Consider the following 14,951-nt stretch of genomic DNA (forward strand, 5'->3'; position numbering starts at 1 on the left):
TCGCCCCGTGTTTTCGTCCTTGACCGGTGGGAGAATGGCAACCGGTCAGGGTGGATGACAGCACGGGAGAGGGAAGTGACGGCGACACCTGCACAGCCGTACACGTCGATGGTGCCGAGCGCACCACAACCCCACAGCCGTGCACCACGGCCGGCCGGAGCGCCCTCGGCCGGCCGTGACGCGCTCGCCCTGCTCGCTCTCCCCCTCCTCGCCCTACTCGTCGTGCCCGGCGCCTTCGCCGGCGGGGGTACCCGGCGGTGGTTCGGGGGGCGGGCCGAGGGGCAGCGGGCCGAGGCGCAGGCGGCGAAGGACGCGGCGGCGGCCGCGTTCTACGAGCTGGACACCGCGCAGCGCGACCTGCGGATCTCGATAGAGACGATCACGGCGGTGGACGACTCCCCCGGCGCCCGCCGGGCGGCCAACGGCTTCGAGGCGCTGGGGCGGCGCATCAACGAGGTCAGCCAGCAGTACATCAACGCCGTGGACGCCCACGACCTGGACCGGGACGACCTGGAGGCCTCCGTCGCCGCCCGCGCCCGGAGCGAGCTGACCGCGGCCAGGGAGGAGCTGGGGCGGGTCAAGCAGGAGCTGGACCGGTTCGCCGAGGGGCTCGGTCCGCTGCTGGGCACGGCCGAGACGCAGCTGGCCCGGCTGGTCCCGGCGGTGGAGCGCGCCCGGCAGGGCCTGCTCGCCGCCTCCGACGCCCTGGACGCCGTACGGGCCTCCGAGCTGAAGGCGGACGATCTCGCCGCGCGGCTGGCGGCTCTCGCCCCGGAGCTGACCAAGCTCAACCAGGGCGCGGGGCAGCACGGCGTACGGGAGACGCTGGAGCGGGCCGACCGGGTGGTGCGCGAGGCGGAGGCGGTGCGGGCGGACGCCGAGCGGCTGCCGGAGAAGGCCGCCGAGATCGATCACCGGCTGGTGTCGCTGCGTACCCGCGCGGAGGCGCTGGGCACCCGGGCGGGCCAGGTGCCGCAGGTGCTGAGCGAGCTGCGGCGGCGGTTCGTGGCGGCCTGCTGGCAGGACCTCCAGCAGGTGCCGGACCAGGCCGCACAGGACGTCGAGCAGGCCCGGGTGAAGCTGCGCGAGGCGCGGGCCGCGCGGGATTCCCAGCGCTGGCCGGACGCCACCGCGCTGCTGTCGACGGTACGGGCGCTGCTGAACCACACCGACGAGGCGGTCTCGGCGGCCGGTGACCGGCTGCGGCGGCTGAACGCCGTGCAGAAGGACCCGCAGCAGGAGATCGACCGGACCCGGTTCGCGATCCGGGACGCCCAGCGCCTGGCCATGACCGGCCGCTCCACCCCGGACCCGCGTCACGCCCGCCCGCTGGACGACTCCGTGGGCCGGCTGGACCGTGCGATCGCCTCCCTGGAGGGGCGCCACCCCGACTACTGGCACTTCCTGACCGAGACCGAGGCCGTACGGCAGAACGTGGCCCGGGTCGTCGACCAGATCCGCAAGGAGCGCGGCGCGGGCGCCCCCTGAGACGTACCGTCACGTCCCGGCCGAGGTTGCCCGGCGGGAGGCCCCGACGGATGCTGAAGGGGTACGCAGGCCTCCGCTCACACCCGATGGGAGGCGGACATGGCCACGCACGCCACGCACACGCTGCGTCCGAGGGGCCGGCACGCGGGTCCTCCCCGGCGGCGGATCAGGATCGACGAGCATCTGCCCGTCGACCACCGGCTCAGCCGGGTCTACCGGTTCGGGGCGGGCCTGATGGGTCTGTTCCTGCTCGTCTTCGGCGTTTTCGGCCTCATCGACAAGGTGGGCTGGTTCGACACCCGGGGCGACGAGGTCGTGGGGCTGAGCACCAACGGCACGCTGAGCGTGCTGTCCATCGCGGTGGGGCTGTTGCTGCTCGTCGGCATGGTGATCGGCGGCAACTTCGCCTCCACGCTGAACATGACCCTCGGCGTGCTGTTCGTCCTGAGCGGCTTCGCCAACCTGGCCCTGCTGGACACCGACTCCAACTTCCTGGCGTTCCGGATCCAGAACGTCCTGTTCAGCTTTGTCGTCGGCGTCCTGCTGATGACGTTCGGGATGTACGGCAGGGTCGGCACGGCGCTGCCGCACGACAGCCCGTACTGGCGGGCGCGCCACCCGGAGGAGTCGGAGCGCGAGATGCGGCGCAAGGCCGCTGTGGGGATGGCGAAGCTGGAACGCGCCGACGCCCTCCCCGGGTCCGGGCCGGGATCCTCGTCGGGATCCGGGTCGGACGGGAAGGGCGCCGACTGACACCTGCGAGGGCCCGGAGGCCGTGGATCAGGTGCGGTACGCGTAGTAGTACGAGTTCGGGTACGAGGCGATGATGCTCTGCACCGAACGGCGGTAGGTGTCCGCGTCGTGGTAGGTCAGGTACGGCACGCCGCTGGAGCTGCGGTAGGTCGTCATCATGGAGTGGTCCTTGTCGCCATCCCGGTTGAAGTCGACCTGCAGCACGTCACCGACGTCCATCTGGTAGACGTTCGCCAGCGGGGTGGTGCGCTTGGCGGTCTGGGTGAACCAGGACCACTCGTTGACGCCGATCCAGGCGTCGGCCGTACCGTTCGAGGCGTAGTACCAGGTGTCGTACTCCTCCGGCGTGACCTTGGAGATCTGCTGCCAGCCGCCCGCCAGGAGGCCCTGGCTGAGGTAGTTGGTGCAGTCGCCACCGAGCGAGTTGTACTTGCGGTACGCCGGGTTGTAGTTCTTCCAGTACTTCTCGGTGTACGCGGCCATCGCCGTGTAGTTGTACTTGCCGCCGTTGATCGTCTTCGGCGCGGCGGCCGCGGGCCAGCTGGTGGCCGCCTTCGGCGCCTGGAACACGGCCATCGGCGTACGGCTCAGCTTGGCGTCGGCGGCCGGGACCACCGGGTCGTTGATGCGCGAGGCGCCGCCGTCGGTGGAGCGCATGGCGGTCAGCTGCCACGTGCCACCGGCCTGGGCGGTGAAGACCAGCTCGTGGTGCGCGTCGAAGCCCGTGGAGGCGGGTTCGTCGCCACGTATCTTCTTGTACTTGAGGCTGGTGGTCTCGGTGATCTTGACCGTGGCCTTCTTGCCCTTGAGCTTGGCGCTGTCGACGCTGACCTTGGTGTCGGCCGAGGTGTAGGCCTCACCGAGGGCGGCGAGACGGGACTTGGTGCCCTTCAGGGCGGACAGCTTGCCGTCCTCGGCCTTCTTCTGGCCGGACGACAGCGACACGCCACCGGTGGGCTTCAGCGCCTTGCGGGCGGCCTTGCCGCCGAGCAGTACGGCCGTGCGGTCGGTCAGCACGTTGTCCGCGACACGGCCGAAGGCGTCCTTGGTCGCCTTGGTGACCTTGGGCGTCGACGCGGCGGCACTCGCGGCGGCGACGGGCAGCAGTGCGGAGGCCACCACGGCTGCCGCGAGGGTCGAGCCTGCGAGGCTCAACGTCCTTCTTCTCACTGGGAATCTCCTTGACCCCGAGTTGGTCGTACCCGGGTACGAATCTTTACATGACCTCCTCAAGCGAAGTGAGGCCGGGGGGTGTAACAAGTGAGCAACATGGGTATCTGTGGGGCTATTTCACGACCGATGCCCAGTCGGCCGGTGCCTGGGCGGGGTCGAGTCCGCGCAGGTTCGCCAGGGTCTGCGGCGTCTGGACGTCCATCCAGTCGGCCAGTTCGTCGAAGGACACGCACTTGACGTCCTTCTTCACGCACACGTTCTTGATGACCTCGTCGACGGCGTTCATGTAGATGCCGCCGTTCCACTGCTCGAAGTGGTTGCCGATGAGCAGGGGTGCCCGGCTGCCGTAGTAGACGCGGTTGAAGCCGGCCATGTAGGTGTCGGTGGTCTTCTGCTGCCACACCGGGTACTGGGCGGGGTCGCCCTCGGTGGAACCGCCCGACTGGTTGTGGAGGAAGTTGAAGTCCATCGACAGCGCCTGGTACTCGTCGTCGTACGGGAGCAGTTGCAGCGGGAAGTCCCAGATGCCGTTCTTCTTGCTGGGCCAGACCTGGTAGGCGCCGGGAGAACTGGCGTCGTAGCGGTAGCCGAAGTCCTTGACCGCCTTCAGCAGGTTGTCCTGGCCCTCCAGGCAGGGGGCCCGGCCGCCCTTGACGGCGTCGACGGTGAAGGGCAGCGGGTCGAGGTCGGTGTCCCCGGTGTTGGTCTTCCAGTTCGCGAGGAAGTCGTTGAACTCCTTGATCTCCTGCTTCCACTCCGCGACACTCCAGTCGCCGCCGCCCTTGGGGCCACAGAAGTGTCCGTTGAAGTGGGTGCCTATCTCGTTGCCCTCCTTCCAGGCCTTGCCCAGCTCGTCCAGCGTCGTGCGGATGTGCTCGTCGGTGGGGTAGCTGATCGCGGCGGCGCCCTTGTCGTGCTGGGGCGGGTCGTAGAGGTCCCGCTTCGCCTTGGGCAGCAGGTAGATGCCGGTCAGGAAGAACGTCATGTGGGCGTTGTACGTCTTCGCCATCTGCCGGTAGTGCTCGAAGAGGTTGTCGTCGCCGGCGAGGGCGCCGTCCCAGGAGAAGACGACGAACTGCGGCGGCTTCTCACCCTTCTTGAGCGGTACGGCCTTCAGCCGCCCCTTCTGCGGGCCCGTGTAGGAGGTCGAGCCGTCCCCGATGACCTTGGTCTTGCCGTCCCACACGGGCTCCCTCTTCGCGGACCCCTTGGTGTTCCCGCTGCCGGACGAGGAGGCGGTCGGCGCGGTGTCGGCCGTGCGGTTCAGCACCATGTAGCCGCCGACCAGCGAGGCGACCACGAGGAGCGCGGCCAGGGTCAGGAACTGCGGGCGGGTGGTACGGCGACGCTGCGGGCGTGCCTTGCGACGGCGGCCCTTGTGCGGCTTGCTGCCAGGGTTCATGTGCGGCTCATTCTGCGAGGGTGGCGGGTGCGGGTGCTCATCGGTGGTCAGCCGATACGCATCGCACGGGACCAGATGTCGTAGGGGACCCCGGCATTGGGTGTTCCGGCGATCCCGTCGAGCCGCAGCGGCTCCAGGCTCTTGGTGAGGTCGATGCGGTAGACGACGACGGCGGTGGAGACGTCGTCGGCCGTTCCGACGTACCAGGCGGCCTTGTCGTCCTGGGTGGTGCCGCCCTTGGCGGCCACCTCGTAGGAGGCGGCGCCGGGCGAGGTGGGGTGGTCCGCGCGGAAGGCGTCCGTGAGCGCCGAGGTGACCTCGGCGGCCACCCCGGGGCCCACCGCGCGCCGGGGCTTCGGCGTGTTCAGGGGAACCCGGGACCCGTTGTGGGTCATCTTCCGCACGGAGTACGGCTCGGTGTGCTTGCCCAGGGCGGCGAAGGTGCTGTATCCGCTGGCCATGCGGATCGCGCTGGGCGTGGCGCTGCCCACGGACAGCGCGGGTACCTGGGCCCCGAAGCTGGAGGAGAGCAGTCCGGCCGCCTCCGCGGTCCCGCGCACCTTGGCCAGTCCGGTGTCCATGCCGAGCTGCATGAACGGCGTGTTCACCGATCCGGCGAGCGCGTCGTGCAGGCTGATCGGACCCCAGGACTTCTTGCCGTCGTTGTGGGCGGAGACCCGGTCGCCGTCCCGGTCCCAGTACGGCCCCTCGGGCGTCGTCACCGGGACGCCGTCGTTGCCGTCGTAGATCGTCTGCGGGGTGACAGGTGTAGCCTCGCCGCCGCGCTCCTTGACGACTCCGTGTTCCAGGCCGGCGGCGTAGACGAACGGAAGGAAGGCCGAGCCGGACGGGACGGTGGTCGCGTTCGACTCGTTGTAGCCCTGTCTGCGGTGGTCGGGGCCGCCGTAGACCGCGAGGATCCGTCCGTCGGCGTCGACCGAGGAGGCGCCGAAGTGGGCGGTCTTCGCCTTCTTCGGGCTCTCCTTCCGCACCTTCTCGCGCTCCTTGGTGACGGCGTCGGTCAGCTCGGCCTGGCGACCCTTGTCGAAGGTCGTGTAGATCTGGTAGCCGCCCCGGTCGAAGTCCTGGGCGGTGACGTTCGCGGCCTTCTTCGCGTACTGGGAGGCCAGCTCCACCAGGTAGTCGCTCTGCTTGCCGGTGTCGTACTGGTTGGACTGGTCGAGCGGCTCGGGGAACTTCTTGTACGTGGCGCGCTCGGACTTGGACAGCTTCCCGATGTCCACCATCCGGTCCAGGATCCACTCCCAGCGGTAGACCGTCCGCGCGTGGTTGGCCTTGCTGAGGGAGGGGTCGTAGAGGCCGGCGCCCTTCAGGAGGGAGGCGAGGACGGCGGCCTCGCTGACGTTCAGCTCGCTGACGTCCTTGCCGTAGTACGCCTGGGAGGCGCGCTGGATGCCGTAGGTGCCGCGGCCGAACCAGCTGCTGTTGAGGTAGCCCTCCAGGATCTGGTCCTTGCTCATCTTGTTGTCGAGCTTGAGGGCGATCATCGCCTCGTCGAACTTGCGTCCGAGCGAGCGGTCCTGGGACAGGTACACGTTCTTGACGTACTGCTGGGTGATCGTCGAGCCACCCTGGGTGTCGCCCTCGCCGACGGTGCGGACCAGCGCGCGGGTGATACCGCTGAAGGATATGCCGGGGTCGGAGTAGAAGCTCGCGTTCTCCGCCGCGAGGACCGCCCAGCGCACGTCCTCGGGGACGTCCTTCAGCGGCATCGCCTGGCGCCGCACCCAGCCGGTACGGGCCATGGGCGTGCCGTCGGACCAGAAGTACACGTTGTCCTGCTGTGTGGCGAAGGTGTTGAGGTCGGCCGGTATGTCCGTGGCGGCGTAGGCGACGGTGAGGAACATGCCGCTGGCGCCCACGGCCAGACCGGCGGCGCCCAGCGACTGCCGCCAGGACGGCACCCAGCGGCGCCAGTCCGCGCGGCCCGGGCGGGGGTACTGTGGGCGCATCCGGGCGATGAAGGGGGCGAACGGGGCGAGCCGGGCGCCGGCGACGGCGGTGAATCTGGCCAGAACAGACGGCCTGGGCGCCTTGCGCCGACCGCGTCCTCCCGGTTTCGGCTCCTCCTGCGGGAGGTCGAACGAGCCGGGCTCGGGCAGTCGCAGCTGCATGGTCTCGTCCGCCGGGGCAGGCGGAAGTTTCAGCTGCATCGTGAGGTCGGACTCCCGGACCTCCTCCGGCCGGCCCTCCCCCGGGGCACGCCGACGGCGCGCGCGGTCCTCGCCCTCGGAACCGCCCGGGTTCCTCCGGCTAGCCAAGGCGGACCCCCTCGTACCGGCGGCCCGAGCGATGCGCGGCAACAATTCGGCGGTGCGCGGCAACCTTTCGCCCGCGCACGGCAACTGTTCGACCGGGAGACGTGGCTCCCGATCGACAAAGGACAGCGGTCATGACTGTCCCCCCTCCCCACTTGGCATCGCCCGTGCGGTCGGTCACAGTCGCCACTCGCGCGACCATGAGCCCCCTGTTCCCCCAGCCTTCCGGCCTCCACACAGCGACCACAAATTATCAGTCACTTTCACAACTGCTTCTGTCAGAGGCGTGAAAATCTGGCCGATGTGACCGACCAGCCATTTTGCAGGACCCTTGCCGCCGCGCGGACGCCGGTTAGCCTGGGCCCATGCCTCGCTACGAATACCGCTGCCGGACCTGCGGCGACACCTTCGAACTGACCCGCCCGATGGCCGAGTCGTCCGCCCCCGCGGACTGCCCCGACGGCCACTCCGACACGGTCAAACTCCTGTCGACGGTCGCCGTCGGAGGGGCGGCCGCCCCGTCCGCACCCGCGCCCCGGGCGGGCGGTGGTGGTGGCGGAGGCTGCTGCGGTGGCGGCTGCTGCGGTTGATCAACACACCCCGATCAACGGCCACCGCCCCGGGAGCGTTCAGCGGTCCCCCGCGGCACTGACTGTTCAAGCATACTTTCGGCCAGGCTCCCCGGCGTTCCCGGTCCCCTCAGGCTCTCTTCAGCTTCGCTCACCTAGCGTGCCCCCCATGACAGCCATGCAAGAGGAGTCGATGAGCGGCGCGCCCCTGTGGATCATCGGTCTGATGGATCTGCTGGGCGCGCCCGGCGCGGGCATCGCCGTCGCGCTGGAGAACCTCTTCCCGCCGATCCCCAGCGAGGTGATCCTCCCCCTCGCCGGCTTCGCCGCGAGCACCGGGCAGATCGGCCTCCTGGCGGCCCTGCTGTGGACCACCGCGGGCTCCGTCGTGGGCGCTCTCGCCCTCTACGGCGTCGGTGCCCTCCTCGGCCGCGACCGCACGGTCGCCCTCGCCGCCCGGCTGCCCCTCGTCAAGGTCTCGGACATCGAGAGGACGGAGGCCTGGTTCCTCAGGCACGGCACCAAGGCGATCTTCTTCGGGCGCATGATCCCCGTCTTCCGCAGCCTGATCTCCGTACCGGCCGGCGTGGAGCGCATGCCCCTGCCCGTCTTCACCCTGCTCACCACCCTGGGCAGCGCCCTGTGGAACACGGCGTTCGTCCTGGCCGGCTACTTCCTCGGAGCCAACTGGACCGAGGTGACGGCGATCGCCTCGACGTACTCGAAGATCGTCCTGGCGGGGGCGGCCCTGGCACTACTGGCCTTCGTCCTGGTCCGCTTCCTGAAGAAGGACCGCGGCAGCCAGGGTCGAGGGGCGCGGGGAACTGCGCGACAAGCCACGAACGACCCGCGGCCCGAAACGCACCGCACCCCCACCCCCTGACCGACACGGCCAAAAACCTCACCGCTCCCGCGACGCCCGCAGGAACTCCCGAAGAATCCGCTCCCCGGCGAGCACTCCCCGCTCGGGCAGCGCGGTCACCCCGGGCCCCATGAACCCCTCGTCCGCCAGCTCCCCGTGCCCGGGCCGCCAGGCCCGGTCCGCCGCGAGCAGCAGATCCGCGTCGAGCAGCGAGTCACCCGCGGCCAGGGTCAGCTCCACCCCGGTCCGGCGCGCGACCTCCCGCATCGCCGCCGACTTGGTGAGCGGCTTCGGCACGGCGTAGATCTTGCGCCCCTGGAGGGACACGGTCCAGCCCCGGTTCTCGGCCCACACCGCGAGATCCTTCACCCATTCCTCGGGCAGCAGCTCACGCTCGACGACGAGATAGACGAAGAGATCCTCCGCGACCCGGTGCTTGCGCACCCACAGCGGGTCCGCCGTGGCCTCCAGATGCGCCCGCACCTCGGCGAGCGGCGCGCACTCGTCCGCGAGCCGGGCGGTGACCCGCTCGTGCCAGGCGACGTCCGTGACGCCGTCCACGAGCAGATGCCCGCCGTTGGCGCAGATCGCGTACGCGGGCGGCGGCCCCGGCAGGTTGATCCGCTGGTACTGCTTGCGTGTGCGGGTCGTGGTCGGCACGAAGACCGCCGCGTCCCCCACTTCGGCGAGCAGCTCCGCGGCCGTCTCCGTCATGTACGACAGCGGTCTGCTCTCGTGCACCTCCACGGTGAGCAGCCGGGGCGCCCGCGCGTCCGGCATGGTCAGCGCGAGCGCGGCGGCCGAGTAGATGAGCGTACGGTCGAGATCGCTCGCGACGAGAACCCGAGGACCCGGCATCAGACCGCCACCGCCCTGCCGTCGGCGCCGGTCGCGCCCCGCGTGTACTGCGGATGGATCAACCCCACGCATGTGTACGGCAGTTCGGCCACCTCTTCCACCGGTACCCCTCTCTGTTCGGCGAGCAGGCGTACGTGGTCGAGGTCTGCGCCCGCCCCGGCTCGCGCGAGGATCTTCCACGGTACCCGGCGCAACAGCACCCGAGTGGTCTCGCCGACACCGGGCTTGACCAGGTTCACGTCGTGGATGCCGTACTCCTCGCTGATGCGCTCGACGGCCGCCCAGCCCTCCCAGGTGGGCGTGCGGTCGGCGGCGAGCAGCTCCTCGACGCGGGCGTCCACGGCGTCCCGGACGTCACCGAAGCGGTCGGAGACGGCGTCCAGGAAGGCCACCGACACATCCACACCGGCCAGCTCCCGGTAGAACTTGGCCCCGTGGAAGTCGTCGGGCCCGACGAGGTCCGCGCGCAGCACGGTCCGCGATATCAGCCCGGAGACGGTGGAGTTGAGACAGGCGGACGGGATGAGGAAGTCCTCCCGTGTGCCGTACGTCCGCACGCACGACCCCGGGTCGGCGAGCACGGCGATCTCCGGGTCGAACCCGGTGACGCCGTCGGTCTTCTCGAACTCCAGCAGGGCGGCGGCCAGTTCACGGGTGATCGCGCCCTTGCCGGTCCAGCCGTCGACGAACACGACGTCGGCGGGGTCGTGATGGGCGGCCAGCCAGCGCAGCGCGTTGGCGTCGATGCCGCGTCCCCGCACGATCGACACGGCGTAGTGCGGCACCTCGATGCCGTGCCGGTACCGCGCCCATCGCCGCATCAGCACACCGACCGGCGTCCCGGCCCGGGCCAGTGACACGAGGACGGGCCGCGCGGACCGCTCGGCCAGCACGCTCTCGGTCACCACGCCGACGGCCGCCGCGATCCGCTCGGCGGAGGTGTCGAGGGCGCTGTGAAAGAGGGCCTGGTACTGCTCGCTCGGCTGGTACTCGACCGGCAGGGACTCCGCGTAGTGCGCGCCCCCGCTCTGGATGGCCTCCTCCCGCTCCTCGGTGGGCGCCTCCAGCGTGACGTCCGAGAGGTCCCGCAGCAGCCAGCCCACCTCGTCGGCCGCGTAGGAGGAGAAGTCGGGACCACGCAGGGGGTCGGGCAGCATGGAGGGCCTTTCGGTGAGGTGCGGGTCGGGGGGTGTCGGCGCCCGGCGTCCGGAGGTACGGGCAGCCGCCCCGGGCTCCCGCGCACCGAGGGTGCCCGGCCGGGGCCGCGCGTCGCGGCCGTACCGGTTCGGGGGGACGTACGAGGGCACCACGGCGAGCAGCACGGCGGGGGTGTGGGCGGCGAGGGTGGCCAGCAGGCCGTCGGTGGCGTGCAGGGCGGGGGTGTCGGCCGTCGAGTCGACGACGGCGACGACGGCGTCGAAGCCGCCACCGGCCACGTTGTAGGCGTACCGCTCCCCGGGCCCGTCCGCGGGGTCGTCGTGGGCGGGGAAGACGAGGCGGCTGCGTATCGCGTAGCCGGGGTCGTCGACGGCGAGGACGGGTGACCGTGTGGTGGTGGAGAACCGTATCTCCGCCCCGGCGGCCCGCCCCTCGACCAGCCGTTCCAGTTCGCGGGCCAGCGCCAGCGGCGCGTACATCAGCTCCTCGAAACCGAGCACCAGCACGCGCCGGGCACCCGGCGGCAGGGCGTCGGCGAGGCGGGCGGCCATGGCGGGCAGCGCGCCCTCCAGCCGGGCGCGGTGCGCCGGGGTGAAGCCGTGCCGCCCGCCGTCGGGCAGACCCTGCGGCCACCCCAGCTCGACCCGGGTGACCCGCGCGGCCCCGCTCCTCCCGGCCGGCGCGGCGGACGCGGTCTCGTACCGCGCGACCAGCGCCTGCCCCTTCTCCAGCACGCCCTCCGGCAGCCGCACGGTCCCCTTCGCCGCGGTCACCAGGTCCACCCGCGCCCCGATCTCCCGGGCGAACTCGGTGAGCCGCCCCTGGTCGGCGGCCGACCGCATGTCGACCAGCGCCACGACGACGTACCGCTCGCGGGGGTACCGGTCGTGCAGGGCGCGGATGGTGTTGAGGACCGTGTTGCCGGTGGAGAACTCGTCGTCGACGAGCACCAGCGGGCCCCGCCCCGCGAGCAGGGTGGGGTCCTCCGGGAGCAGCAGATGCGAGGTCGCGTGCGAGTGGGACTCCTCGAAGCCGCCCGCCCGGTGGACGCCCTCGACCGGGCGCCGGGTGGAGTGCAGATAGGGCGCCTCGCCCAGCCCGTCCGCGACCGAGTGCCCGAGCCCGGTGGCCGTCTCGGCGTACCCGAGAACGACCGCGGTCCGCGCCCCGGCCTCCCCCAGCAGCTCCCGCACCCGGCGGCCGAGCGCGAACCCGTGCCCGTGGACGACGGCCGGCGACTGCGGCACATGCTTGCCGAGGACGTTCGACACCAGCAGATGCGCCCGCTTGGGGTTGCGTCGCAGCGCGAGCCCGAGCAGCCCGCTCAGCTCCGCGTCCCCGACCAGTTCGACCCCGAGCCGCGCACGGACCCAGGTGCCGGACCAGACCCCGCCGGACGGGTCGGGCGTACCGGTCGTGTCGTTCGCTGCGTTGATCATCGATTCCTCAGTCGTGGCGGTCAGTCGGGCAGACCCGCGGCCAACAGGTCCACGAACCCGATGTCCTCGTTGGCGACACCGAACACCTCGGCACGCTGCAGAACCCTTTCTGCCCAGGCGCGGTGCGGTTTCACCTCGTTCATCTTGTTACGGGACGCGGAGCGCAGTACGCCACCGCCGTGGCGGTCGGGCCGCACGATGTCCTGGGCGTCGTGGAACTCCTCGTGACTGACGACGGACAGCGCGTGCACGGGCAGGACGTGCGAGGGGTGGATGCAGGTCTTGCCGAGCAGCCCGTTGGCCTGGTCCAGGGAGATCTCGCGCAGCAGGCCGTCCAGCGCGTGCTCGATGAGCGACTCGCGCAGCTGACCGGCCCGGTTCGCCAGGAAGGGGCTCGTGCGCAGCTGCGGCTTGAACATGCGCTCCTGGACCCGGAAGTACTCCCACACCGGCCCGGTCACCGTGAACCCGGTGCCGTCGGCCCGCCCGAGCACGTTCACCACGTCCGCGATCACGGAGGCGACGATCTGGACGTCGTAGGCGGTCATGTCGGGCGCCCGGCGCAGGGCGTAGGAGGAGCAGAAGTCGGTGACGCCGAGACGCAGCGCGAGGACCCGGTCGCGGTACTTGTCGACGGTGTGGGCGATGCCCTGGAGTGCCTCTACGCGCGTCTCCCTGTACATCAGCTCCGGCGACTCCAGCACCGGCATACCGAACAGCCGCCGCCCGCTCGCGGACTCGGCGGCGGTGAGCGCCTCCAGGAACGCCACACCCCGCTCCTCGGTGAACTTCGGGAACACGAATCCGGACAGCAGGCGTGCGGACGGACCGAAACGGCGTACGAGGTCGGGGATCTGCTCGGGGAGGCGGACCCTGATGAACAGCAGCGGCAGCTCGGCGTCCGGCCGCTCGGCGAGGTCGGCGAACTGCCGGACGAGGTTCTCCTCGGCGTCCACGACCTCCTCGTCACCGATGGAGTCCTCCAGGCACAGCACCATGGAGACCACACCGCGTCCGGCCTGCTTGACGACGTCGTCGGCCAGCCGCTCCCGGGTGGCCGGGCTGTAGAGCGTGGCGCCGAGCGCGGCGGAGAGCACACGGGCCGGGGAGTCGGCGTCGAAGACTCCCGGCTCCCGGTAGAACAGGCGCTGGCGCTGCTCAGGGGCGATGTGCCCGAAATGACGCATGTGGTTCCCCCGTGGCTGCTGGGCGTCCGGTCACGATCGTGGCCGGTAATAGTACGTACAAATGTGTGACATCAGTTTCCACCGGGCGTGAAGTTCTGGTAACCCGGCCATGTCGGGTGCTGAACGATTCCACCGGCGGTTCGCCGCCCCCGCGTTGTCGTGATCAGGACCGAGAGGGCAGGATGACCGCATGACGCACGCGATGCTGAAGGGGTCGAACATCCCGATCGAGGCCACGGCGGTCCGCGCCGTGCTGCGCTGGGCGCCCGGGCAGGGCGTCCCGGTGGTCGACGCCTCGGCGCTGCTCCTCGGCCCCGACGGCCGCGTACGGTCCGACGAGGACTTCGTCTTCTACAACCAGCCGCGCCACCCCTCCGGCAAGGTGTGGCGGCTCGGCCAGAAACGGGTGGCCGAGGGCCCCACCGACACGATCCAGACCGACCTGGCCGGTGTCGAGTCCGCTGTCAGCCAGATTCTCCTGGTCGCCTCCGCCGGGGACGTCGCCTTCGACCGCGTACCGTCCCTGCGCATCCTGCTGTACGACGCCACGGTCGCCGACGCCGAGCCGCTGGCGTACTTCGACGTCAAGCCCGAGACCGGCGAGGAGACCGCCCTGATCTGCGGCGAGCTGTACCGCCGCGGCGGCGGCTGGAAGTTCCGCGCCCTGGGCGAGGGGTACGTCAACGGCCTGGAGGGTCTCGCCACGAACTTCGGCATCATGGTCGACGAGACGACCGCCGCGGGGGCCGACCAGAGCGGCACCTCCCAGCCCCCGTCCCCCGAGACCTCCGCCCCGCTGCCGCCCGAGCAGCCCCCGGCCGGCGTCCCGTCCCAGCCCGGGTACGGCTACCCTCCGGCGGCCCCCACGCAGCCCAGCCAGCCGGCCTACGGCTATCCGCACCCCCAGCCGACCCCGGCCACCACCAACGGCCCGGCGTACGGCTACCCCCAGCACACGGCGGCGGCCCTGGACCCCGACTTCCGTCTGCCGCCGCAGGGACCGCAGTTCATCGGCCGCTGACGACGGGGGCGCCGGGGTTCCCTAGGAGCGCTCGGCCTTGCTCTTGTACCCGCGCCCCCACTGCAGCCCCCACCCGTACAGCCGGTCCAGCTCGGCCTGGAAGCCGTAGACGAACTTCACCTCCCGGCGCACGGTGATCTCCCCCTTGACGTTCTCGATCATCACCACGGCGCACGACCGGGCCTGTGGATGCCTCTCGTCCAGGCCTATCTCGATGCGCGGACCGTTGCTCGGGTACAGGGTCACCACCGCGTGCGTGCGGTCGAACGCCGGCGTCTGGTCGTAGATGTAGACGAACACCAGCATCCGCCGGAAGGCCTCGCGGTGGTCGAGGTTGATGTACATCGTCTCGCCGGACCCCGACCCGAAGCGGTCGTCCCCGCTGAGGCGCATGTACGGCGGCTCGTTGATGTCGCCGAGGAAGCCGCCCAGCGGCTGCACGACCCCCTTCGTCCCGTCGGCCAGCTCGTACAGACAGCCGAGGTCGAGGTCGACGTTCACCATGCTCTGGCTGTGTGCCTGGACCTCCTCCGGCCGCAGCGCCCTGAACGGGTGCCGCAGTACGCTCTGGCGCTTCGGGGCGCCGATGTCGGAGGTCCGCATCCGCCAGGACAGGTTGACGCGCAGATGGCCCGCCGCGGCGTTCTGCTTGGAGAGGGACACCTTCTGGTGCCGCTTGGTCAGCTCGATCGCGTTGGTCGCCGCGTTGCCCGCGTCGAACTCCGAGGCCCGCCCCCGCCAGAGGTTGTCCAGGAAACTCAT

Annotated in this window: 12 protein-coding genes; 5 read left to right on the plus strand and 7 right to left on the minus strand. The window is 70.8% G+C overall.

The genetic code is table 11. The annotated features are described in order from the left end of the window. Window positions 1-75: 75 nt before the first annotated feature. Both H4687_RS14530 and H4687_RS14535 read left to right on the plus strand, forming a co-directional pair. A complete protein-coding gene (locus tag H4687_RS14530) occupies window positions 76-1,488 on the plus strand; it encodes a glycosyltransferase family protein (protein WP_078907166.1) in 1,413 nt (470 codons plus the stop codon). A gap of 99 nt (window positions 1,489-1,587) precedes the next feature. Further along, window positions 1,588-2,241 carry a DUF4383 domain-containing protein gene (locus H4687_RS14535; RefSeq protein ID WP_046913855.1) on the plus strand — a complete coding sequence of 218 codons (654 nt, stop codon included), beginning with the start codon at window positions 1,588-1,590 and terminating at the stop codon, window positions 2,239-2,241. Window positions 2,242-2,268: 27 nt separating this feature from the next. Here H4687_RS14535 and H4687_RS14540 read toward each other — a convergent pair whose 3' ends face one another. The 3 genes from H4687_RS14540 to H4687_RS14550 form a co-directional block, all read right to left on the minus strand. Then, window positions 2,269-3,411 carry an amidase domain-containing protein gene (locus tag H4687_RS14540; RefSeq protein WP_046913854.1) on the minus strand — a complete coding sequence of 381 codons (1,143 nt, stop codon included), beginning with the start codon at window positions 3,409-3,411 and terminating at the stop codon, window positions 2,269-2,271. 115 nt (window positions 3,412-3,526) lie between these two features. Beyond that, window positions 3,527-4,816: a polysaccharide deacetylase family protein gene (locus H4687_RS14545; RefSeq protein WP_046913853.1), complete on the minus strand. Its 1,290-nt coding sequence runs from the start codon at window positions 4,814-4,816 to the stop codon at window positions 3,527-3,529. Between the two features lie 47 nt (window positions 4,817-4,863). Beyond that, window positions 4,864-6,990 carry a transglycosylase domain-containing protein gene (locus tag H4687_RS14550; RefSeq protein WP_046913852.1) on the minus strand — a complete coding sequence of 709 codons (2,127 nt, stop codon included), beginning with the start codon at window positions 6,988-6,990 and terminating at the stop codon, window positions 4,864-4,866. 470 nt (window positions 6,991-7,460) lie between these two features. Here H4687_RS14550 and H4687_RS14555 point away from each other — a divergent pair, with 470 nt between their 5' ends. Next, window positions 7,461-7,685: an FmdB family zinc ribbon protein gene (locus tag H4687_RS14555; protein ID WP_046913851.1), complete on the plus strand. Its 225-nt coding sequence runs from the start codon at window positions 7,461-7,463 to the stop codon at window positions 7,683-7,685. Between the two features lie 157 nt (window positions 7,686-7,842). Beyond that, complete coding sequence (locus tag H4687_RS14560; protein ID WP_078907165.1) at window positions 7,843-8,547, plus strand: DedA family protein; 705 nt, start codon at window positions 7,843-7,845, stop codon at window positions 8,545-8,547. Between the two features lie 18 nt (window positions 8,548-8,565). On the opposite strand, the gene H4687_RS14565 is transcribed toward H4687_RS14560, so the two are convergent. Genes H4687_RS14565 through H4687_RS14575 form a run of 3 tightly spaced genes read right to left on the minus strand, consistent with a single transcriptional unit; the run spans window position 8,566 to window position 13,168 of the window. After that, window positions 8,566-9,384 carry an HAD family hydrolase gene (locus tag H4687_RS14565; RefSeq protein WP_046913849.1) on the minus strand — a complete coding sequence of 273 codons (819 nt, stop codon included), beginning with the start codon at window positions 9,382-9,384 and terminating at the stop codon, window positions 8,566-8,568. Continuing rightward, window positions 9,384-11,981, minus strand: coding sequence for a phosphoribosyltransferase (locus H4687_RS14570; RefSeq protein ID WP_046913848.1), 2,598 nt, complete (start codon window positions 11,979-11,981; stop codon window positions 9,384-9,386). Before H4687_RS14570 ends, H4687_RS14565 begins: the two co-directional genes overlap by 1 nt. Window positions 11,982-12,001: 20 nt before the next feature. Continuing rightward, window positions 12,002-13,168 carry an HpcH/HpaI aldolase/citrate lyase family protein gene (locus H4687_RS14575; protein ID WP_046913847.1) on the minus strand — a complete coding sequence of 389 codons (1,167 nt, stop codon included), beginning with the start codon at window positions 13,166-13,168 and terminating at the stop codon, window positions 12,002-12,004. Between the two features lie 190 nt (window positions 13,169-13,358). On the opposite strand from H4687_RS14575, the gene H4687_RS14580 reads away from it, so the two are divergent. After that, window positions 13,359-14,189 carry a TerD family protein gene (locus H4687_RS14580; RefSeq protein WP_050398273.1) on the plus strand — a complete coding sequence of 277 codons (831 nt, stop codon included), beginning with the start codon at window positions 13,359-13,361 and terminating at the stop codon, window positions 14,187-14,189. Between the two features lie 21 nt (window positions 14,190-14,210). Here the strand turns inward: H4687_RS14580 and H4687_RS14585 are convergent, their stop codons facing one another. Then, a complete protein-coding gene (locus H4687_RS14585; protein ID WP_050398272.1) occupies window positions 14,211-14,951 on the minus strand; it encodes a TerD family protein in 741 nt (246 codons plus the stop codon).

Source organism: Streptomyces stelliscabiei (assembly GCF_014873495.1).
Lineage (GTDB): Bacteria > Actinomycetota > Actinomycetes > Streptomycetales > Streptomycetaceae > Streptomyces > Streptomyces bottropensis.

Coding starts and splice junctions, on each gene's coding strand:
- H4687_RS14560 (WP_078907165.1), top strand. CDS start 7,843: ATGCAAGAGGAGTCGATGAGCGGCGCGCCCCTGTGGATCATCGGTCTG.
- H4687_RS14535 (WP_046913855.1), top strand. CDS start 1,588: ATGGCCACGCACGCCACGCACACGCTGCGTCCGAGGGGCCGGCACGCG.
- H4687_RS14550 (WP_046913852.1), bottom strand. CDS start 6,990: ATGCAGCTGAAACTTCCGCCTGCCCCGGCGGACGAGACCATGCAGCTG.
- H4687_RS14555 (WP_046913851.1), top strand. CDS start 7,461: ATGCCTCGCTACGAATACCGCTGCCGGACCTGCGGCGACACCTTCGAA.
- H4687_RS14585 (WP_050398272.1), bottom strand. CDS start 14,951: ATGAGTTTCCTGGACAACCTCTGGCGGGGGCGGGCCTCGGAGTTCGAC.
- H4687_RS14570 (WP_046913848.1), bottom strand. CDS start 11,981: ATGATCAACGCAGCGAACGACACGACCGGTACGCCCGACCCGTCCGGC.
- H4687_RS14545 (WP_046913853.1), bottom strand. CDS start 4,816: ATGAACCCTGGCAGCAAGCCGCACAAGGGCCGCCGTCGCAAGGCACGC.
- H4687_RS14565 (WP_046913849.1), bottom strand. CDS start 9,384: ATGCCGGGTCCTCGGGTTCTCGTCGCGAGCGATCTCGACCGTACGCTC.
- H4687_RS14575 (WP_046913847.1), bottom strand. CDS start 13,168: ATGCGTCATTTCGGGCACATCGCCCCTGAGCAGCGCCAGCGCCTGTTC.
- H4687_RS14580 (WP_050398273.1), top strand. CDS start 13,359: ATGACGCACGCGATGCTGAAGGGGTCGAACATCCCGATCGAGGCCACG.